This is a genomic window from Caulobacter sp. SRI_008, assembly GCF_057586355.1.
In genome coordinates, this window is the sequence record NZ_JBYCZS010000019.1 from 118,814 (window position 1) to 138,455 (window position 19,642).

At 70.6% G+C, this 19,642-nt stretch carries 18 protein-coding genes and 2 tRNA genes; 10 read left to right on the top strand and 10 right to left on the bottom strand.

From position 1 onward, the window contains the following. Positions 1–107 precede the first annotated feature (107 nt). From AC2YHT_RS17410 to AC2YHT_RS17425, 4 genes are read left to right on the top strand one after another with little or no spacing between them, the layout of a single operon-like run. The gene (locus AC2YHT_RS17410) at positions 108–1,688 is read left to right on the top strand and encodes a tetratricopeptide repeat protein (RefSeq protein ID WP_487291025.1); all 1,581 of its coding nucleotides are present in this window, start codon (positions 108–110) and stop codon (positions 1,686–1,688) included. Continuing rightward, positions 1,685–3,091, top strand: coding sequence for a hypothetical protein (locus AC2YHT_RS17415; RefSeq protein ID WP_487291026.1), 1,407 nt, complete (start codon positions 1,685–1,687; stop codon positions 3,089–3,091). The genes AC2YHT_RS17410 and AC2YHT_RS17415 overlap by 4 nt, the downstream gene beginning before the upstream one ends. Next, positions 3,088–3,582 carry a hypothetical protein gene (locus AC2YHT_RS17420; RefSeq protein WP_487291027.1) on the top strand — a complete coding sequence of 165 codons (495 nt, stop codon included), beginning with the start codon at positions 3,088–3,090 and terminating at the stop codon, positions 3,580–3,582. Before AC2YHT_RS17415 ends, AC2YHT_RS17420 begins: the two co-directional genes overlap by 4 nt. Next, positions 3,576–3,725, top strand: coding sequence for a hypothetical protein (locus AC2YHT_RS17425; RefSeq protein ID WP_487291028.1), 150 nt, complete (start codon positions 3,576–3,578; stop codon positions 3,723–3,725). Before AC2YHT_RS17420 ends, AC2YHT_RS17425 begins: the two co-directional genes overlap by 7 nt. 381 nt (positions 3,726–4,106) lie before the next feature. Here the strand turns inward: AC2YHT_RS17425 and AC2YHT_RS17430 are convergent, their stop codons facing one another. Both AC2YHT_RS17430 and AC2YHT_RS17435 read right to left on the bottom strand, forming a co-directional pair. Continuing rightward, positions 4,107–5,735 (bottom strand): amidase, encoded by a 1,629-nt coding sequence (locus tag AC2YHT_RS17430; RefSeq protein ID WP_487291029.1) that lies wholly within the window; start codon positions 5,733–5,735, stop codon positions 4,107–4,109. A 69-nt stretch (positions 5,736–5,804) separates the two neighbouring features. Continuing rightward, the gene (locus AC2YHT_RS17435; protein ID WP_487291030.1) at positions 5,805–8,015 is read right to left on the bottom strand and encodes a S9 family peptidase; all 2,211 of its coding nucleotides are present in this window, start codon (positions 8,013–8,015) and stop codon (positions 5,805–5,807) included. A gap of 97 nt (positions 8,016–8,112) precedes the next feature. Between AC2YHT_RS17435 and AC2YHT_RS17440 the strand changes: the two genes are divergently transcribed. Genes AC2YHT_RS17440 through AC2YHT_RS17450 form a run of 3 tightly spaced genes read left to right on the top strand, consistent with a single transcriptional unit; the run spans position 8,113 to position 9,087 of the window. Next, complete coding sequence (locus AC2YHT_RS17440) at positions 8,113–8,427, top strand: ArsR/SmtB family transcription factor (protein WP_487291031.1); 315 nt, start codon at positions 8,113–8,115, stop codon at positions 8,425–8,427. A gap of 10 nt (positions 8,428–8,437) precedes the next feature. Beyond that, positions 8,438–8,653 (top strand): hypothetical protein, encoded by a 216-nt coding sequence (locus AC2YHT_RS17445; RefSeq protein ID WP_487291032.1) that lies wholly within the window; start codon positions 8,438–8,440, stop codon positions 8,651–8,653. Beyond that, a complete protein-coding gene (locus AC2YHT_RS17450) occupies positions 8,653–9,087 on the top strand; it encodes a hypothetical protein (RefSeq protein WP_487291033.1) in 435 nt (144 codons plus the stop codon). Before AC2YHT_RS17445 ends, AC2YHT_RS17450 begins: the two co-directional genes overlap by 1 nt. A 7-nt stretch (positions 9,088–9,094) precedes the next feature. Here AC2YHT_RS17450 and AC2YHT_RS17455 read toward each other — a convergent pair whose 3' ends face one another. The 3 genes from AC2YHT_RS17455 to AC2YHT_RS17465 form a co-directional block, all read right to left on the bottom strand. After that, on the bottom strand, positions 9,095–11,374 hold the full coding sequence (locus AC2YHT_RS17455) for a tol-pal system YbgF family protein (protein ID WP_487291034.1): 2,280 nt from the start codon (positions 11,372–11,374) through the stop codon (positions 9,095–9,097). A gap of 20 nt (positions 11,375–11,394) precedes the next feature. Further along, on the bottom strand, positions 11,395–12,129 hold the full coding sequence (locus tag AC2YHT_RS17460; RefSeq protein WP_487291035.1) for a hypothetical protein: 735 nt from the start codon (positions 12,127–12,129) through the stop codon (positions 11,395–11,397). A 251-nt stretch (positions 12,130–12,380) separates the two neighbouring features. Next, positions 12,381–13,355, bottom strand: coding sequence for an alpha/beta fold hydrolase (locus AC2YHT_RS17465; RefSeq protein WP_487291036.1), 975 nt, complete (start codon positions 13,353–13,355; stop codon positions 12,381–12,383). Positions 13,356–13,462: 107 nt separating this feature from the next. On the opposite strand from AC2YHT_RS17465, the gene AC2YHT_RS17470 reads away from it, so the two are divergent. Then, on the top strand, positions 13,463–14,683 hold the full coding sequence (locus tag AC2YHT_RS17470; RefSeq protein WP_110118172.1) for a multidrug effflux MFS transporter: 1,221 nt from the start codon (positions 13,463–13,465) through the stop codon (positions 14,681–14,683). A gap of 84 nt (positions 14,684–14,767) precedes the next feature. Here AC2YHT_RS17470 and AC2YHT_RS17475 read toward each other — a convergent pair whose 3' ends face one another. The 5 genes from AC2YHT_RS17475 to rlmB form a co-directional block, all read right to left on the bottom strand. Then, entirely contained in the window at positions 14,768–15,253 is a 486-nt protein-coding gene (locus AC2YHT_RS17475; RefSeq protein ID WP_487291037.1) for a protein-tyrosine phosphatase family protein, read from the bottom strand. 22 nt (positions 15,254–15,275) lie between these two features. Beyond that, entirely contained in the window at positions 15,276–15,659 is a 384-nt protein-coding gene (locus tag AC2YHT_RS17480) for a DUF423 domain-containing protein (RefSeq protein WP_487291038.1), read from the bottom strand. A 4-nt stretch (positions 15,660–15,663) separates the two neighbouring features. After that, positions 15,664–16,395 carry a TerC family protein gene (locus AC2YHT_RS17485; RefSeq protein ID WP_487291039.1) on the bottom strand — a complete coding sequence of 244 codons (732 nt, stop codon included), beginning with the start codon at positions 16,393–16,395 and terminating at the stop codon, positions 15,664–15,666. A 124-nt stretch (positions 16,396–16,519) separates the two neighbouring features. After that, a complete protein-coding gene (gene stpX / locus AC2YHT_RS17490) occupies positions 16,520–18,214 on the bottom strand; it encodes a stalk-specific protein StpX (protein WP_487291040.1) in 1,695 nt (564 codons plus the stop codon). A 102-nt stretch (positions 18,215–18,316) separates the two neighbouring features. Continuing rightward, entirely contained in the window at positions 18,317–19,153 is an 837-nt protein-coding gene (gene rlmB, locus AC2YHT_RS17495; protein ID WP_487291041.1) for a 23S rRNA (guanosine(2251)-2'-O)-methyltransferase RlmB, read from the bottom strand. A 173-nt stretch (positions 19,154–19,326) separates the two neighbouring features. Between rlmB and AC2YHT_RS17500 the strand changes: the two genes are divergently transcribed. Then, positions 19,327–19,410 (top strand) — tRNA-Tyr (locus AC2YHT_RS17500). Positions 19,411–19,515: 105 nt separating this feature from the next. Further along, positions 19,516–19,589 (top strand) — tRNA-Gly (locus AC2YHT_RS17505). The last annotated feature ends 53 nt before the right edge of the window (positions 19,590–19,642 follow it).

Consider the following 19,642-nt stretch of genomic DNA (forward strand, 5'->3'; position numbering starts at 1 on the left):
GGCGACCGACAGTGGCCGAACGGCGGTCTGGCGAGCTTGACAGCGTCGTCGCCGGCGGCCCATGAGTGACTCCGATCTATGGTTAACGGCGGGGCTGGAGGGGAGCGATGCACGAGGCCAGCGACGCTGTTTCGACCCTCTTCGATCGGGGGCTTCACCTGGGGCGGGCCGCGCGGTCGTGGGTGACCACCCGGCCGTGGACGCGCCTTGGGCCGACCCGTCGCCTGCCGCTCGGCGTGGCCGCCGCGACCCTGGTCGCCATGCCGCTGTTCGGCTGTGATTTTTCCGCCAACCAGCTCTTCGCCAAGCGCGCCGGCGCCTGTCCGCGCCCGCAGGCGGCGCAGGGCGTCTCGGGCCAGTTCAACCAGCAGCAGATCGAGATTCGCAACCTGCGCCAGGGCGGCTTCCGCGGCGACTTCTTCGCCCAGCTGGAGCTGGCCCGCCGCTATGAAGGCCAGCGGGCGGTCGACAAGAACCTCGACGATCCGGTCGAGGCGGCCACCTGGTACGCCATGGCCCTGGCCAATCCGGCCGGCTACGCCCCGATCGCCGCCTACGAGCCGCGCGGCAAGCCGGGCAAGGCCCTGTCGCGCTTCGACGACTGCCGCGCCTATGAGCGCCACGCCGCCTACGGCGCCCTCGACCGCCAGCTGTCGCGGATGTCGACGGAAGAGCGCGAGCAGGTCCGCAACCGTGTGATCTACATCCTGTCCACCCAGGGGGCCGACGGCTTCCGGGCCCTGGCGCGCATGCACGACGGCTATTTCGGCCCCTATGGCGAGCCGTCCGACAACCTCCAGGCCGTCGAGGCCTATGGCGACCGCAAGCATGTCGGCGCCCCGGCGGCGCTGGATCTCTTCCGCCGCAACGACGTCGACGCCTATCTCTACAACTACCTGGCGGTGCAGACCGGCGACGTCTCGGCCTACGTTATGCTCAAGGACTTCGAGCGCTCCTCGCCGCAGCGGGCCTCCTACGGCGGCTTCGTCGAGGGCAAGGCCAAGCGCTGGATCCCGCCCTACGAGTTCTATCCGGCCGACTCCCCGGACTCCGGCGTGCCCCATTCCGACGAGAGCGATCCGTCGGGCGAGGCCCGCGAGGCGGCCCTGGCCCGTCTGCACGAACTGCCCTTCGTCCATATCGGCGAGGCCCTGGCCTATCTGCGGATCATCCCCGCGCCGCTGCTCGACGAGCGGCTGCTGGCGTCGGGCGACGCCCAGACCTTCCAGGCCTCGATCGGCCGCCCGACCACCGGCCGCCTGACGCCGATCGAGAAGGTGAGGGCGGTGCAGTACGCGGCCGTCAACGGCTCGTCCAAGGCCCAGCTCGTTCTGGCGGTGATGTACTCCGAGGGCGTCGGCGTGCCGCGCGACTACGCCCGCGCCTACCACTGGTACGAGGAGGCCGAACGCCAGGGCTCGCCCGAGGCCAAGTACGCCATGTCGACCTTCTTCTCGCTGGGCCTGCAGGGCGTCGCCGACCAGGACCGCGCCAAGGCGGTGGTCTACCAGCTGGACGGCGCCCTGGCCGGCTTCAAGCCGTCGGTCTGGCGCCTGCAACAGCTGCTGGCCCAGGTCTCGCGCCCGCCCCGCGCCCCGGGCGAGCGGCCCCGGCCGTACGAGGCCAGGCCCTATGCCGGCCCCGCGAACGCCCCCGGCCCGTCGAACGCTGAAAGGGACTATCGATGAGACGCCTTCGCCTGTTCGCGGCGGGACTCGTCGCTCTCAGCCTGGCCGCCGTCGGCGCGCCGCAAGCCGCCCTTGCCTCGCCGGACGCCAAGGTCGACCAGCAGATCCGCCCGTGCTTTGGACTGCTGATCCAGCCGGCCCTGTCGCACGGCTGCAAGGGCTACGTCCCCAAGCGCAAGCCGCCGCGCCGGCCCTACTACCCCTCGCGCCCGTACGAGCGCTACCGCACCAGCGTCGACTGCGACGTCGCCTATCCGGGCGAGGTCAGCGACGTGCTCTCGCGCCTCTATGACGGCGACACGCTGACCTTGATCTCGCGCAACGGCGGGGCCTGCGTCGAGACGCTGAACGTCACCCGCGCGGTGCACATCGTCGCCCGTGACTATAGCCCCTCGCGCGCCCGGCCGATCCTGATGGCCCCGGCCGACCAGCCCTGCATCCGCATCGCGGCCGGCGTGGCCTATGTGGTGCTCGAGAACCTCGGCCTGGAATCGACGCGCGGCGGCACGGCCTCGTGCATCGTCGGCCGCGCCACCGAGCTGGCCCTCAAGGGCGTGGTCGTGCGCTACGACGGCGAGGGCTCGGCCATCGACGTCGCCGACAGCCGGGTGGAGCTCTACCAGACAGCCTTCGTCGGCCGCACCCGCGCCCCGGTGGTCAAGCTGTCGGGCGGGCTTCAGGCCCAGGACGTCGACGTCGCCGCCACCGCCATCGGCATGGCCGTCGAGACCGGCCGCGACAGCCGCCTGCGCGATGTCCGCGTGGTGCGCCTGGGCGACTGGACCGGCTCGTCGCGCGTGCGCAGCTCGGCGGGCTTCGTGCTGACCGGCGTCAATCGCGATCAACTGGTGCAGATCGACGGCCTGTCGACCGACGGCTTCTCGCGCGGCATCTACATCAGCGGCGGCGAGACCACCCTGCAGCGCCCCGTGGTCCGCGACAGCGACTGGGCGGTGGTGCTGGAAGGCGCCGACCTGCGCGTGCTGGACGGCCAGTTGGAAGCCGCCGACGTCGGCATCTACGCCGCCTCGGGCGTGGTCTTCGCCTCCGACAACGCCATCGCCGGCGTCATGCGCGCGGGCCTGTTCGCCGACAGCGGCGCCCAGATCCGCGCCCGCGACAACCGCGTCTTCGCCCGCCCCGGCGGCTGCGAGGCCCTGATCACCGGCTATTTCGACGGCGCCCTGACCTGCCGTCCGTGGTTCGAGGCGCCGGAACTGTTCCGCACGCCGCGCGACCGCGCCCGCCAGGACTACGACAGCTATTGGCCGACCAGCGCCGTCGCCACCCTGGCCGGTCCCGCGCCCGCCGCCCTGGCTGGTGGTCCCGCCGATCCCTACGACGCCTCGGCCGCCGCCGGCGGTCCGGTTCCGCCCACTGGCCCTCAAGGAGCTCCGCGATGATCCGCACGCTCGCCATCGGCGCCCTGGCGCTCACCATGGCCGCCGCCGGCCTCGCCCAGGCCCAGCCGGGTCCCGTCGCCGCCAAGCGTCCCGCCGGCCGCGGCGGTCCCTGCGGCGCGCCCCTGACCGGACAGGCGCCCGACGTCATGACCTATGACCGCGCCACGGGCACCCAGGTGTTCGTCAGCGGCCAGGGCGGGACCGAGGTCTCGGCCTACAACCAGCGCACCGGCTCGTCGGCCGGCCTGCGCGGCGACCTGTCCAAGCCGGGCGTCACCGAGGCTTGCGCCTCCGACGCCCTGACCGGCGACGGCTATGCGGTCACCTCGCGCGGTCCGGGCGACATCGCCGTGGTCGGTCGCGACGGCCAGACCGGCGAACGCTGGGCCATCAAGCGCACCGACGGCTCGACCGAATACTGGGATCCGCGCGGGGAGCACCGCTGCTTCCGCGCGGGGCTCGGCCTCTTCCCCGGAACGCGCGGATGCTGAAGCGTCTCGCGCTGCTGGGCTTGGCCGGCGCCCTGCTGACCGCCTGCGCCACCCCGCACGGCCACAGCCCGCCCCCGCCGCCCCGGCCCTCCGAAGTCACGCCGCCCCCGCCGCCGATCGACGTGATCCGCCCGAAGGTTTGATGCGCCGAAAAACCCTCTCTCTGAGAGAGAGGGAGGGGCCCGCGCCGAAGGCGTGGGAGGGTGAGAGGTTTCACCGCTGGCAGGAAGAACTCCAACTTCCCCCATGCCGTCATCCCGGCCGAAGCGCGTAGAGCGTAGAGCCGGGACCCAGGGGCCGCCGCAATGCACCGGCGACCGCTGGGACGCTTGATCGAGCCGAGCGGCCCAGTCCCCTGGGTCCCGGATAAGCGCTGCGCGCTTTCCGGGATGACGATGGATTTGGCTTTGAGCTTTGAAGGGCTTCGTCAGGTCCGCGCCTCCTCCTCCGGAGAGAGTGTAACCTCTCACCCTCCCACCGCTTCGCGGCGGGCCCCTCCCTCTCTCAAAGAGAGAAGGTTTCAGTTACGGCCCCACCGTCTCCTTCAACGCCGGAGCCTTCCGCCGCAGCGTCGCCTGCTCGTAGGCGTAGCCCAGGCTCAGCAGCCGCGCCTCGCTCCAGGCCGGGCCGATGAACGACAGGCCGACCGGCAGGCCCTCGACCTGGCCCATGGGCACGGTCAGGTGCGGATAGCCGGCGACGGCGGGCAGGGTGGTGGCCGAGCCGCCGTAGTGGTCGCCGTTGACCGGGTCGATGGTCCAGGCGGGGCCGGTGGTCGGGGCGATGATCGCCACCGCGCCGGTGTCCTTCAGGATCCTGTCGATGCCTTCGGGACCGGCCAGCCGCTTGGCGTCGGCCCTGGCCTTCAGGTAGTCGGGGTCGTCGAGGCCCTTGGACGCTTGCGCCTTCTCGAAGGTTTCCTGGCCGAACCATCGGGTCTCGGCCGGCGTCGCGGCGTTGAAGGCGATCAGGTCGGCCAGGGTGCGGGCCGGAACCTTCGCCGGGTCGGTCGAGGCCAGGTAAGCGGCGATGTCGGCCTTGAACTCGTTGTAGAGCACCACGCCCTCGGCCCGGCCGATCGGGTCCTCGTCGAAGGTCGTCACCTCGACCAGGGTCGCGCCCTGGGCCTTCAGATCCTCCAGCGCCTGCTCGAACACCGCGTCGGTCTGCGGCGAGCCGCCTGCGTAGAAGCGCGCCACGGCCAGGGTGACGCCCTTCAGCGCGTCCTTCGACAGCGTGGCGGCGTAGTCGCTCCTGCGGGCGTCGGCCTCGATCGTGGCCGGGTCGGCGGGATCGGAGCCGGCCAGCGCCGTCAGCAGCAGGGCCGCGTCGCGCACCGTCAGGGTCATCGGGCCGGCGGTGTCCTGGCTGTGGCTGATCGGCACGACGCGGGTGCGCGAAACGAGGCCCACGGTGGGCTTGAGGCCGACCAGCCCGTTCATCGCCGCCGGGCAGGTGATCGAGCCGTCGGTCTCGGTGCCGATCGCGGCCGGGGCCAGCCCCGCCGCCACCGCCGCCGCCGAACCGCTGGACGAGCCGCAGGGGCTGCGGTCCAGGGCGTAGGGATTGCGCGTGAAGCCGCCGACCGCGCTCCAGCCGCTGGTCGAGCGCGACGAGCGGATATTGGCCCATTCCGACAGGTTGGCCTTGCCCAGCACCACCATGCCCGCCGCCCGCAGCCGGGCGACCAGCGGGGCGTCGCGGCCGGTGACATTGTCCTTCAGCGCCAGCGAACCGGCGGTGGTGGCCATCGGATCGAGGGTCTCGATGTTGTCCTTGATCAGCACCGACAGGCCGTGGAGCGGGCCGCGCACCTTGCCGGCCCTGCGCTCGGCGTCGAGGGCGCGGGCGATCTTCAGGGCGTCGGGATTGAACGCCAGGACGGCGTTGACCTCGGAACCGATGGCGTGCTGCACCGACAGCCAGCCTTTCACGGAGTCCTCGGCGGAGAATTCGCCGGCGGTCTGTTGGGCCTGTTCCTCGACCAGATCCGACTGCGGACCGATGAAGCCGACCGCATACATGTCGTCCTGGGCGGCTTCGGACCGGATGGTGGGCAATTCGGCCGGCGCGCCCGGCTTGGCCTGCGGGGCGGCGTGGGCCGGAACGGCCAGCAGCAGGACGACCCCGCCAAGCAGCAACAGACGTTTCACGCTCCACCCTCCATACGAAAACGGCCCCGGCGAGAACCGGGGCCGCTCATCTAGATCACTCGCCCCCGATCACTCGCCCTTGAGCTTGCGGTCGAAGAAGTCGAGGTGCGTCTTCATGACGTGCAGGCCCTTAGCCCGGCTGCGGATCACGCTGTGGCGCTCGCCGGGATAGAGCATGGTCTCGAAGGCGATCCCTTTCTTCTGCAAGGCCGCCAGCACGCGGGTGCTGTTCTCGAAGATCACGTTGTCGTCGGCCATGCCGTGGATCAACATCAGGCTGCCGGGTTTCAGCTTGTCGATGCGGTTCAGCACGTCCGACTGCGCATAACCGGCCTTGTTCTCGTCCGGCTTGCCCATGAACTGCTCGGTATAGTGGGTGTCGTAGAGGCCCCACTCGGTGGGCGGGGCGCCCGCGACGCCGGCCGTGAAGGGCGTGCCCTCGGCGGTCAGCATCATCAGGGTCATGAAGCCGCCGTACGACCAGCCCATCACGCCAAGGCGATCGGGATCGACATAGGGCAGGGTCTTCAGGAAGGCCGCGCCGGCGAACTGGTCCTCGACCTCGACCGTGCCCATCCGGCGGTCCAGCGCCGTCTTGAACGCCGTCGAGCGGTTGGACGAGCCGCGGTTGTCGAGCTTGAACACCACGTAGCCGGCGTTGGCGAAGGCCTCGTCGTTGACGCTCCAGCTCCTGGTCACGCGCTGGGCGTGCGGGCCGCCATAGACCGAGACGATCACCGGGTACTTCTTGGCCGCGTCGAAGTCGGCCGGCTTCAGCAGCGAATAGTGCAGCACCTGGCCGTCGCTGGCCTTCAGCGCGCCGAACTCCGGCACGATGTGGCTCTCGGCGTAGGGCGCGTAGGGATGGCCGGCGCCCAGCTTGTTCTCCTCGATCCAGCGCACGCGCTTGCCGGCCGGATCGTAGAGCGCCGTCTGCGGCGGGGTCTTGGGATCGGAGTAGGAGCCGACGAAGGCGCCGGTGGCGGCGACCTTGGCGGTCCACCAGCCGCCGGCCGGGGTCATGGCGACCGGGGCGGCGGGCTTGATGTACGACACCGAATAGAGCCGGCGCTCGATCGGGGTGTCGATCGAGGCCCCGAAGAACACCAGGCCGCGCTTCTCGTCGACCGCCTCGACCTTGTCGACCGGCCAGTCGCCCTTGGTCACCTGGGCCAGCAGTTTGCCGTCGGCGGCGTAGTGATAGAGGTGGTTGTTCCCCGACTTCTCCGACGACCACAGGAAGCTGCCGTCCTTCAGGGCGCGGAAGTCGTCGTGCAGCTCGATCCAGTGCGGATCGGTCTCGGTCAGAATGGTCTTGCCCGCACCCTTGGCCGGATCGTAGGCGATCAGCTCCAGGGTCTTCTGGTCGCGGCTCTGGCGCTGGACGTAGAGGGTCTTGCCGTCCTTCGACCAGGCGACGCGGGCCAGGTAGATGTCCTTGTTGGGGCCAAGGTCGATCTGCACGACCTTGCCCGAGGCCAGATCCTTGACGAACAGCTCGACCACGGCGTTCGGGCGGCCCGAGCGCGGATAGCGCTGCTCGACCACGGTCGCGCCCGTCGGGCCGATGTCGGCGCGCGGCACGATGTCGACGCCGCTCTCATCGACGCGGGTGTAGGCGATGCGGGTCTCGTCGGGCGACCACCAGTAGCCGGTGTCGCGGTTCATCTCCTCCTGGGCGATGAACTCGGCCACGCCGAACGAGACGGCGTCCTTGCCCTCGCTCGTCACCGCCGTCTCGTCGCCGCCGGCCAGCGGCCGCACATAGAGGTTCTGGTCGCGGACGTAGGAGACGAACTTGCCCTTGGGCGAGACCTTGGCGTCCACCTCGTCGCCGGCCGTCTGCGTCAGGCGGCGCACCTTGCCGTCGGCGACGCTGTCCACATAAAGGTCGCCGTCCAGCGGTACGAGCACGAAGCGGCCCTCGCTGTCCCAGCTGTATTCGACGACGCCGCGGGCCAGCACCCGGGCGCGCTCGCGGCGGGCCTTCTCGGCCTCCGACAGCTCCTTGTCGCCCGACGACAGAGCGTTGGCGTCGATCAGGCGGTAGGGCTCGCCGCCGGCCACGTCGACCGCCCACAGGTCCTGCACGTTGGCGGCCTCGGCCTTGGCCTTCAGATAGGTCACCCGCTTGCCGTCAGGCGACAGGGCCACGCCTTTGGCGGTCGGGCCGTTGATGTCGGGGTCGGCGAACAGGCGCTCGGGGGTGAGTTTTTCGGCCATCACGGGATGGGCCAGGGCGAGACAGGCCGACAGGGCCAGGAGCGAGGGACGGATCATGGCGCGGACGCTAGTGCCGAGCGGCGCCGTTGGCAAACCCGCTTGACTCTGTTTCATGTGTCAGAAATAACTGACGCATGAAATACGGACTTGCAGCATGATCTCGGGCGACGAGCTGGCGGCGATCCTGTCGGCGCTCGACAACCCCCATCGGCTCCGCATCCTCGCGGCGCTGAAGGTCGGCGGGCGCAACTATGTCAGCCGCCTGGCGCGCGAGATCGGCATCAGCCGGCCGCTGCTGCATCTGCACCTGAACAAGCTCGAGGACGCGGGCCTGGTCAGGAGCCAGCTGGAGCTGTCGGCCGACGGCAAGGCCTTGAACTATTTCGAGGTCGTCGACTTCCGCCTCGAACTCACGCCCGAGACCGTCGCGGCCGCCGCCGCGACGCTGTCCGAGAAACCCGAAAAATAAGGGGGCTTGCATGCAAGCGCACATCTATCTGCTGACGATCTGCCTGCCGCTGGCGACCGTGCTGATCATCTTCGCCCTGCGCTACTGGTCCCGCGTGGTCCAGGCCCAAGCCCAAGCCAAGGCCGCTCACCAGGGCGCCGCCGCCCAGCAGGCGGTGCTCGACGGGCTGGACGAGATCAAGGTCCGCCTGAGCGCCATCGAGAAGATCCTCAAGGACGTCGAGTGATGGTCGCCCTCGCGCCTTCGATCCCGAGCCAGGGGGCGGACCTGCCCGCCTGGCGGCTCAACGCCCTGCGCTGCGCCTATCTGCTGCTGATCGTCGGCCTGGGCATCCAGGTCTGGCCGGGGATCGTCCTGCGCCACGCCGGCTGGGAGCTGATGGAGGGCGTCGTCCAGTGCATGCTGGGGGCGCTGTCGCTGCTGGCGGTCCTGGGCCTGCGCCATCCCTTGCGCATGCTGCCGCTGCTGATGTTCGAGATGGCCTGGAAGGTGATCTGGCTGGCCGCCGTCGCCGCCCCGCAGTGGGCGAGCGGCCGGATGGACGAAGACACCGCCGCCACCGCCTTCGCCTGCCTGCTCGTCGTGGTCTTCCCGATCGTGATCCCCTGGCGGCGCCTGGCCGCGACCTTCTTCGCGGGCCCCGGCGACCGCTGGCGCTGAGCGTCGCTCAGTAGTGATAGGGCGACCGCTTGGCCCAGCTGGATTTCGGATAGCGGGCGTGCAGCAGGCGGAAGGCGCGGCCGCTCATGTCGTCCTCGTTGGGACCCCAGCGGGTGACGCGGATCAGCCAGTAGAGCGCCTCGGGCGAGCGCGGATCCTCCGGATGGGCGCGGGCATAGGCCAGCACGTCTTCCCAGACGTTCAGCGATCCCTTCGGCGGTTCGGCCACGTTGTCGGAGAGGAAGGCGCGACGCTCGGCCAGGGCCGTCGGCTGGCCGGCGGCGGCGAACTGCGGCAGCCGCAGCGGGAAGGCGCCCGCGCCGCACTGGCCAAGACAGGTCAGGTCGCCGAAGCGCTGCTCGTCGTCCCGATCGCCGTAGATGACGCCGGTGTACTGGTAGCGGGCGAGCTTCGGCGGGGCGGCCGGCGCCAGCCGCTGGTCGCGCGGCACGATGATCCAGCGGGGCCACGAGCCGCTGAAATTGGCGACCGAGCCGGTCGGTCGGATGTAGTCGATGAGGTCGGTCCGCAGGCCGGGGATCTTGGCCAGCACGAAGAACTCGGCGAACCGCTTGGCCTCGCCCGGCGGGGTGGCGGCGATCCGCGCCCAGTCGGCCTTCAGCTGGGGCAGCGTCTTGACCAGGTCCCGCGCCAGGGCGTCGATCGCCGCGTCGTCCTGCAGCTGCACCGCCCGCGCGAAGCTGGTCAGGGCCACGTCGAGACGCAGATGGGCGGGCAGGGTGGGGTTGCGCGACAGCGCGATCCGCTGCTCCTGCGGCAGGCGGTCGATGATCGCGCGGGCGTCCTCGCCGAAGCCGACGGACCAGGCCAGCGGGCCGACCATCTCGGCGTTGTAGCCGTCGGCCTGGCCGCGCGAGGGAACCGAGCCGTCATGCGCGCAGGCCTCGGCGTCGCCCATGCAGAGGCGGCGGCGCGTAGCGTGGTTTGTGAAATCGGCGAGGCTGGAAGCGACCTGCAAGCGCTCGGCGGCGAACAGGGCGCGGTCGCTGCCGGACAGGTCCTTGCGGGCCAGGATCGCGTCCAGGCGGGCGCGGGTCGCGGCCGGCGGGGCCTGCGCGATGGTCAGCCGGACCAGGTGATACTGCGCGCTCAGCCAGGCCGGGCCGGCCGGAACCTTCTCGGCGTCGGCGGCCAGCGCCTTGGCGGCCGGATCGTCGGGCGAGACCAGGGCCAGGGCCGCCAGCAGCCAGGCCACGTCGCGCGTCCTGGTCCAGCGTTCGCGCGCGTGGGCCAGCGGGGCCGCGGGCTCGAGCGCCTTCAGGGTCTCGATCCAGTCGACCGCGTCGGGCCGGGACGACGCCTTGGCGCCGAGCTTCAGATAGTCGCGCAGGTCGACGGCGATCTGCGGGTAGGGCGCCTGCCGGTTCAGGTCGCGGTCCAGATCGGCCCGGGTCTGGCCCGGCTGGTCGCGATAGGCCAGGGCGCGCAGCATGCCCCGGGTCTCGCCCTTGCCGTAGGTTCCGTCCGGCGCGGCCGCCAGTTCGGCGATGGCCGCGCGCGAGCGGGCGAAGCTGGCGGGGCTGGGCTTGGCCAGGGCCTCGCGTTGCAAGGCCCGAACCTTCAGATAGAGGCCCATCGGCCGCCAGGGCGAGTTGAGATCGCGGGCGATGTCGCCGAAGCGCTCTGCCGCGGCGTTGTGGAAGCCGTTGTAGAGGGCCAGGGCCGCCGACTGGTAGGCCCGATCCGCGCGCAGCCAGCCGGGCTGGTCGGCCAGCATCGGCGGCATCTCGACCCCAGCCTGGCCGCAGGCGGCGAACACCGAGTCCTGCCCGTCCAGCCAGGCCCGCACGGCGGGCGACGAGGCGCCATAGCGCTTGGCCCGGTCGCGCAGGGTGACGATGGCCGTGTCGAAGGCCTCGCGGAAGCAGTTCTGCCGGGTCTGGTAGTTGCCGATGTCGCGTTCGACGCTCAGGTACGACAGCTCGGACTTGACGCCGGGCAGGGTCTCGCGCGCCCGCTGCCAGCCATAGACGCCGCCCTTGTCGTCGTAGAACACCGGCGGCGGGGTGCAGCAGTCGTCCGACAGCGCCGCGCCGGCCTGGGGACCGACCTTCAGCCCGTGCAGCAGCCGCCAGTTCAGAAACAGCATCGGCCGGGGCGCACGGGCCATGACCACGCCCTGCTGGCCGGCATAGAGCCGCTGGAGATCGCGGGCGTCGCCGCCGCGCGGATCCAGATACCAGGGAACGTCCTCGTCATAGCCCGAGCCGTGGGCCTGGCCCGCCAGAACGCCCCCTAGAGCGCCCACGAGAACCGCGGCGGCCAAGACCGCCCCAACACGCCGCTTCACCGCCATCCCCCAACCTGCCGTCGCGCCGTCTCGAAATCGGCTTCACTCCAGCTGTGGGGAGCGAAGAGATAGACGCGGCGTCCGGGAGGCGCTCGAACTATAGGCGTGTCGGTGGAGACCGCCAGAGCTTGGCGACACTTCGGGTTGCGAAAATCACGCCCTTTCGCCAGGCGCCGGCGCAGCGGCTCGCCGCCCTCGGTCATGCGGAACAGCATGGGTGCGATCTCGTCCACCGGGGCCTGTTCCAGCCAGGTCTCCGTATCGCACCAAGAGGCCAGGGCGGTCATCGACAGCAGGGTTCCCGGCGGCAGTCCGGCCCGCACGTCGGTCAGCACGTCCAGCAGCACCTGGCGCTGCGAGGCGCGCACCTCGAAGTCGACCTGCACCCGGCGGGCGGGGATCGCGGCGGCGTAGTGCAGGATGGCCGCGGCCGTGCGGGCGCGCAGGGCGGGCGTCCAGTCCAGCGGCCGGTCGGGGTCGATCTGCACGTGCACCAGGGCGGTGGTCGGCGACCGGCTGACCCGCAGCGGAAACCGCCGTCCCCGCGACTCCACCGCATCGCCCGACAGCTCGACGAAGCCGGTCTGCACCGCCACCTCGGCCCGGTCGCCCAGGAAGCGCAGGTCCTCGGGCCGCTCCCAGGCCCAGACGACCAGGGTCGAAGGCGGCCGTCCCGACGGCCCACAACCGGCCAGCGCGATCAGAGCGGCCAGGACGACGGCTGCGCGCAACGGCGGTTCCTTCAGGCGAATCCGGGGAAGGAGGTCAGGCTAGCAACCTTGGCGGTCGCCGTCGTGTGGCGAGGGGGAGGGGGCGCCCTACTTTAATCCGAGCATCCCCGCGAAGGCGGGGACCCAAGCCGAGTCCGCTGATGGATTCACGGCCGCGCTTCATCGCGAGAGCCAGCTTGGATCCCCGCCTTCGCGGGGATGCTCGGTGAAAAAGGCGACTACCGCGTGGCTCTGCGGACTACAGGCGCCCCCTAACCGGGAAACCGCCGCTCCAGCCACCCCAGGATCGCCGCGTTCACCTCGGCCGGCTTCTCCTGCTGGGTCCAGTGGCCGCTGCCCTCGACCAGCACCTTCTCGAGGTCCGAGATCTGCTCGCCCATCCGGTCGGCGAGCGACGGCGGCAGCACCACGTCGTGCTCGGCCATGATCATCAGGCAGGGGACGCCGTCGATGCGGCGGGGCAGGGGCTCGGACCGCTCCCAGTTGCGGGTGAAGTTGCGGTACCAGTTGATCGGCCCGGTGAAGCCGCCCTTCTCGAAGGCCTCCACATAGACCGCTCGCTCGGCGTCGGTCAGGAACTGCTTGTCGTCGCCGGCCGGGTCGAAGTGCTCCAGGGCCAGTTGCAGGGCCAGCGACCGCCGCTCGGCCGGACGCGACGAGAAGCCGACCACGCCGTCGCCGGGCAGGCGCATGAAGAAGCGGATGGTCTTGTCCACGTCCTTGGCGAACAGGGCGTCGGCCGCGCCGGGCGTCTGGAAGTGGACGATGTACATGTCCTCGCCATAGGCGGCCTTGAACATCTCGATGGGATCGATCGGCAGGCGCGGCACGAACGGGGTGTTCAGCCCGATGATCCCGGCCACCCGGTCGGGATGCAGCAGCGGCATGGCCCAGACGATGATGCCGCCCCAGTCGTGGCCGCAGAAGATCGCCTTCTCGACGCCCAGGTGATCCAGCAGGCCCACGAGGTCGCCGGTCAGGTGGGCCATGTCGTAGTCGGTGACCGCCTCGGGCTTGTCGGTCAGGCCGTAGCCGCGCTGGTCCGGGGCGATCACCCAGTGGCCGGCTTCGGCCAGGGCGGCGACCTGGTGGCGCCAGCTGTAGGCCAGCTCCGGAAAGCCGTGGGAGAAGACGATGGGGACGCCCTTTCGCGGGCCGGCCTCGTAATAGGCCATCCGAACGCCATTGATCTGCGCGAACTGCGGCTGCGGCCAATGGGCGGCCATGAGCGTCTCCCTTGTTATGTTATCTGCGGTCAGATTGCGGGCGGGGAAGCGGCCTCGCAAGACCGATAAGGGCTTTCCGTAGCGGCAGACGGGAGTAGAAGGCCGGGATGACTTCGGCTCCTCCCGCTTCCCCGCCCGCCACGCCCTGGCGGCTCGTCCTGTTGCTGGGCGCGCTGACGGCCTTCGCGCCGATGTCGATCGACATGTACCTGTCCAGCCTGCCGGCCATCGGCCGCAGCCTGCACGTCGGCGCCGAGCAGACCCAGCTGACCCTGGCGGCCTTCTTCGCGGGCATGGCGCTGGGTCAGTTCGTCTACGGCCCGGCCTCCGATCGCCTGGGCCGCCGCGCGCCGATCCTGCTGGGCGTGGGCATCTACACCGTCGCCTCCCTGACCTGCGCCCTGGCCCCCAACATCGAGGTGCTGCTGGGCGCGCGCTTCGTCCAGGCCCTGGGCGGCTGCGCCGGGGCGGTGGTGGCCCGGGCGGTGGTGCGCGACCGCTTCGACCATGCCGAGACCGCGCGGGTGCTGTCGCTGATGACCCTGATCATGGGCCTGGCCCCCGTGCTGGCGCCGCAGCTGGGCGGGGCGATCGACGCCGTCGCCGGCTGGCGCTGGGTGTTCGGTGTGATGGCCGCCTTCGGCCTGGCGATCGGCGTCTGGGTGGCCCTGGGCCTAAAGGAGTCGCGCTCGGAAGAGACCGCCGCCCAGGCCCGGGCCGAGAACCCCCTGCGCGCCTTCGGCCTGCTGCTGCGGGAAAAGCGTCTGCTGGGCTACGGCCTGGCCGGGGCGCTGAACGGCTCGGTGCTGTTCACCTACATCTCGACCGCGCCCGACCTCGTCATGGGCACCTACGGCCACTCGGCCCTGGTGTTCAACATCGTCTTCGCGCTCAACGCCGTCGGCATCATCGGGGCCAGCCAGGTCAACCGCTTCCTGCTGCGCCGGTTCAAGCCCGACCAGGTGCTGATGCGCGCCAGCGCCGCCTCGGTGGTCCTGGCCCTGGTGCTGACCTTCTTTTCGTGGACCGGCCTGGGCGGCGAATGGACCGTGCTGCCGGTGCTGTTCCTGGCCCTGTCGACCTACGGTCTGATGTCGGGCAACACCATGGCCGGCGCGCTCAGCGTCGATCCGCGCCGCGCCGGCTCGATCTCGGCCCTGATGGGCGGGGTCTCGTTCGCGGCCGGCGCCGTGGCCTCCTGGGCCGGCGGCATGCTGCACGACGGCACCCCGCGCCCGGTGGCGGCGGTGATGTTCGCCTGCCTCGTCGGCTCGGCCCTGGCGATCTTCCTGCTGGCGGTTCCGCGCAAAAAATCCCTCTCTCTTTGAGAGAGGGCGGGGCCCGCCGCGAAGCGGTGGGAGGGTGAGAGGTTTCATCGCTGGCAGGCACATCCCGGCCTGCTCCGACGCGCCTCAGTTCTCGTCCGGCGTCAGGTTCGCCAGCCACAGGCGTTGGACCTCGGTGTCGGGCACCGGCAGGCCGCGCGCCTTCGCGATCGCCGCCCAGGCCGTCTCGCTCGCCATGCCGGCCGTCACCAGGACCGCGCCGGCGATCAGCGAAGCGCGGCCGATGCCGGCCCGGCAATGGATGGCGGTCGGCGTCCCGTCGTCGAGGATCCGGCGCGCCAGCCGGACGGCCGAGCGCGTGTCATCCGGCGTCCCGCGATCGGCGATGGGGTAGGAGACGAAGTCGATGGACCGGGCGGCGCACAGCGCGGCTTCCGTCTCCAGCCCGAGTTCATGCACCTCGTGCGGCTCCAGCAGGCTGACGACCCTGCCGACGCCCTGGCGGGACCAGTGGTCGATATCGTCTTCCAGCCAGTCGCCGGCCCGCGGGCGGGCCATGGTGGCCAGCCGAAGGCCGGGGGGCGTCTCGATCCAGTAGATGTCGGAGACCATGGCGTCGTCTGGGAAGAGGGCCTCAGCCCTCGTCGCCGAGCTTGCGCGCGGTCCAGGCCAGCACCAGCCAGCCGGCCAGGAAGGCCACGCCGCCGATCGGGGTGATCGCGCCCAGGATCCTCGGCCCGCCGAAGGCCATGGCGTAGAGCGTGCCCGAGAACACCAGGGATCCGAACAGGAAGAGACCGGCCGCGAGGCCGCCCGAGCGTCCCGCCGCTCGCGCCACGGCGAAGGCGGCGAAAACCGCCAGCGCGTGGGTCATCTCGTAGAGCGCGCCGGTCTTCAGGAGCTCGACGGGCCGGGCCTCGTGCACGCCGTGCGCGGCGAAGGCCCCGACGGCCACCGAGACGAAACCGCTCAGCGCGGCCAGCGGCAGGTACGTCTTGGGCGTCCAGATCCTGGCCATCGGGTTAGCGGTGCTTCTCGTGCTGGGCCACTTCGTCGGGCTTGATGTCGATCACGTTCGGCGCGGCGGCGTTGTATTGCTCGGTCTTGTGCAGGTCCATGACGACGCTGCGGTGGCCTTCCCAGATCATGTGCAGCGAGACGTAGAGCACGATGGCCAGGCCGATGAAGCCGATCCAGCGGTGCTTGTGCAGCAGCTTGGCGATGGCGTTGGCGGCTAGGCCCATCAGGGCGATCGACAGCAGCAGGCCGAACACCAGGATGGCCGGATGCTCGCGGGCCGCGCCGGCCACGGCCAGCACGTTGTCCAGCGACATCGAGACGTCGGCGATCAGCACCTGCAGGAAGGCGCTCTTGAAGCTCTTGGGCGCCCGGGCCTGGGGTTCGGTGTTCGGGTCGGAATCGAGCATGGCCGCGGCGTCGGCGGCGTCCTGGGCGGCCTGCTCGCGCAGTTCGCGCCACATCTTCCAGCACACCCACAGCAGCAGGAAGCCGCCGGCCAGCAGCAGGCCCACCACGCCCAGCAGCCAGGTGGTGATCAGGGCGAAACCGATGCGCAGCACTACGGCCGCGCCCAGGCCGTAGAGGATGACCTTCTTGCGGTCCTTGACCGGCAGGCCGCCCGCCGCCAGGCCCACGGCCACGGCGTTGTCGCCGGCCAGGACCAGGTCGATCATCAGGACCTGCAGGAAGGCCGTCAGCGGGCCGCTAGCGGAGGAAAAGAGCGCGTCGAGCATGCGGTCTCAATGGGGCAGGCGGCGCGCCCTGGCAAGCGCTCAAGGCGGCATGGACGGCGATCGAGGCGCGCCCTGCACGGGAGCGAACGAAAAAGGGCCCGTCCTGCTGGACGGGCCCTCGATCTTAGTGGACCGGTTCCGGTTCGCGGTGGTGGGCCGCTTCGTGATGGTCGGTCTTGTGGTCGTCCCCGTGGCCATCGTGGTGCTCGGCGGCCGGTTCATGATGATCCTCGGCGTGGCCGTGGTCATCGTGATGTTCGGCGTGGGCGACCGGCTCGGCGTGGCTGACGTCGCTGACGTGCTGCACCTGCGGGCTGTCGTCGGCCGGAGCCGGGAAGGGCTCGTGCTCGGCGACGGTCTCCGCCTTGGCTTCCTGGTGGTGGTTGAAGGCGGCCACGGCCGCCGCGCCCGCCACGGCACCGCCGGCGGCGGCCACCATCGGGTTCACATAGGCCACGTCCTGCGCCTTGGGCGTGTCGAACTCGGCTTCGTTGCGGCCGTAGTCGGTCAGGGTGCGGAACTTGCGGCGACGCTCGGCCTGAGCCTTGGCCTTGGCGGCGTTGCGCGAGATGGCGACGATGATGATCAGGGCCAGCAGCAGCAGGCCAGCGCCCAGCAGCGACTTGCCCGGCACCTTGCCGATGCCCGGCACCTCGACCTGCTGGTCGAGGAAGGCCGGCAGCTTGAAGCCCTTGGCGGCGGCCTCGACCTTCTCCGGAACCGCGGCCACCTGCTTGGTGATCGCGCCCAGCGAGAAGGGCTGGGGCGCCTTGCCGCCGTCCAGCGACGCGCCGAACTGCGTGGTCAGCTGGCCCTTGGCGTCGGGCGTCGGCTTGACCTGCCAGGCGAAGGTGGTCGGCTCGCCCGGCTTGACGGTCGCGGTCTGGCGGCCGTTCGGGGTGATCTCGTAGCCCTGGCCTTCCAGATCGGCATAGGCGCTGACCTTCTTGGCCGGCTTGCCCAGGCCGAACTTGGCGGCCTGTTCCTTGATCAGGTCGCCCAGGGTCGCGGGCAGCGACAGGGTGACCTGGCCTTCCTTGCCGGTCTTCAGGCTCTCGGCCGTGGCCAGCACCGCGCCGCTGGTGGCGGCGGGCGCGACGGCGGCCTGCAGATTCTCGACCTTCGGCGGCAGCTTGACGGCGGCCGGAGCCGCGACCGGCGCGACGACCGGCGGAACCACCGGAGCCTTGGCCACGACCGTCGGCTTGGCGGGCGGAGCGGCGGGCTTCAGGACCTCGGGCTTGGCGACCTGCACGGGCGCAGGCGGCGCCTTGGCGACCACCGGAGCCGGCTTCGGCGCGGGTTTGGCGGCCACGACGGCGGGCTTGGGCGCGGGCTTGGCGGCGACAACCGCCGGCTTAGGAGCCGGCTTGGCGACCGCGACCGGCGCGGGACGCGCGGCGGCCACGGTGGTGGTGCGCGCATGATGCGGCTTTGCCGTAGCTTGGGGCTTGGCGTGCGGACGCGTCTCGACCTTGCCGGAGCCGCGCGGATTGGCGATCGGCCGCATGGCCGTGACCAGGGTGCCGTCGGCGCGGCGCCAGGTCTTGATCCGCGAATCGCTGCTGCTGACCACCACCGGCTGCGGCTGGGCGACCGGGCCGCCCAGCAGGCCTTCCGACGGCGGTGCTTCGCTCGGAGCCGCCCCCAGCAGCTCCGGCTTCTGCGCCGGCGCGGGCGCCGGTTCGCTGGCGGCGGTCGGCGGCGTGTCGGCCGGCTCCCGCGCGCCGCAGCCCGTCAGGGCCAGCGCCAACACCGCGGACGAGGCAAGAGCCGCCGTCCTGAACTTCACCTGCAACATCGGGTCCCCCGATCCCATGCCTATGATCCCTCGCGAGCTGTCGTACTTGAAGGCTCGCGAAGCCAATCGCCCGCGAGGAAAACACGTCGTTGCGACGAAATCAAAACGGTTAATCGGATTTTACGAACCGATTTCCCCCGTGGCGCGAACTCTGGACGTTTCATAGAGCGCGATCGCCGCCGCGGCGGACACATTCAGGCTCTCGAAGCCGCCGGGCATGGGGATTTTTCCCATCGCGTCGCAATGTTCGGCAACCAGGCGCCGCACGCCTTCGCCCTCCGAACCGAGCACCAGCACGGTCGGACCGCCGTCGAGCACCGCCTCAAGGCTCTCCTCGGCCTCGCCGGCCAGGGCCACGGCCCGCCAGCCCAGGTCGGCCAGTTCCTCGAGCGCCCGGGAAAGATTGACCACGCGCGCGTACGGCACCTTGTCCACGGCCCCGACGGCGGTCTTGGCCAGCACGCCCGACAGCACGGGGGCGTGGCGGTCCTGCAGCACCGCGCCCTTCACCCCGAAGGCGGCGGCCGAGCGGAAGATGGCGCCGACATTCTGCGGGTCGGTGATCTGGTCGAGCATGACGATCACGCCCTTGGCCGGCGTGCCCAGTTCGGCCAGCGACAGCGGCTCGGGCTCGTCCACCTTCATGGCGATTCCCTGGTGCACGGCGCCCTGGGGCAGCTGGCGGGCGATATCGACGGCCTCCATCACCTGCAGGGCGGGGTGGCGCTGGAGATTCGGCGCGAGTCGCTTGGCGCGGTCCGGGGTGACCAGAAGGCGCTTCGGCGCGGGTCTGGCGGGGTTCGAAAGCGCCGCCTCGACCGCGTGATTCCCCCAGATCCAGTCCTTTTCGTCGCTGTGAGGCTTGGAAAAGTGCTTGTTTTTCTGAGGCTTGCCGCGATTTTCACGTTCTGGCGCTTTTGGCCTTCCACGGTCGTTGCGTTCAGAATGAGAGGACACTATAAGACGCGCTCCGATTTGGGGGCCACGAGGTTCCGCGAGCCGGTCCGGCGCTGCTTAGCACCGTCCGAACCTGCTCAAAGAGCTTTTGTTCCTCGATCCACAGCAGCCGTTTGACACGGCCGCCAAGATCGAAGATACGGCCGCCTCTTCCGGAGTTCACATCGCGCCGTGGGGGAATGTCCCGAGCGGCAAAGGGGGCGGACTGTAAATCCGCTGCGAAAGCTTCGAAGGTTCGAGTCCTTCTTCCCCCACCACGCGCGATGAACTGAACGACCGGAAGGTGGGCGAGGCCCCCGAGCCAAGAGACGGGAGCCGATCGCGACCCCGCTGCCAGCTAGGCCCATTCTTGGTCCTACAGGGCGGGTATAGCACAATGGTAGTGCAGCAGCCTTCCAAGCTGAGGATGCGGGTTCGATTCCCGCTACCCGCTCCAGCTCCCCCGAAGTGATACCCGTAACAATCAGCCGCCGGCGCGAAGGTAGAGAC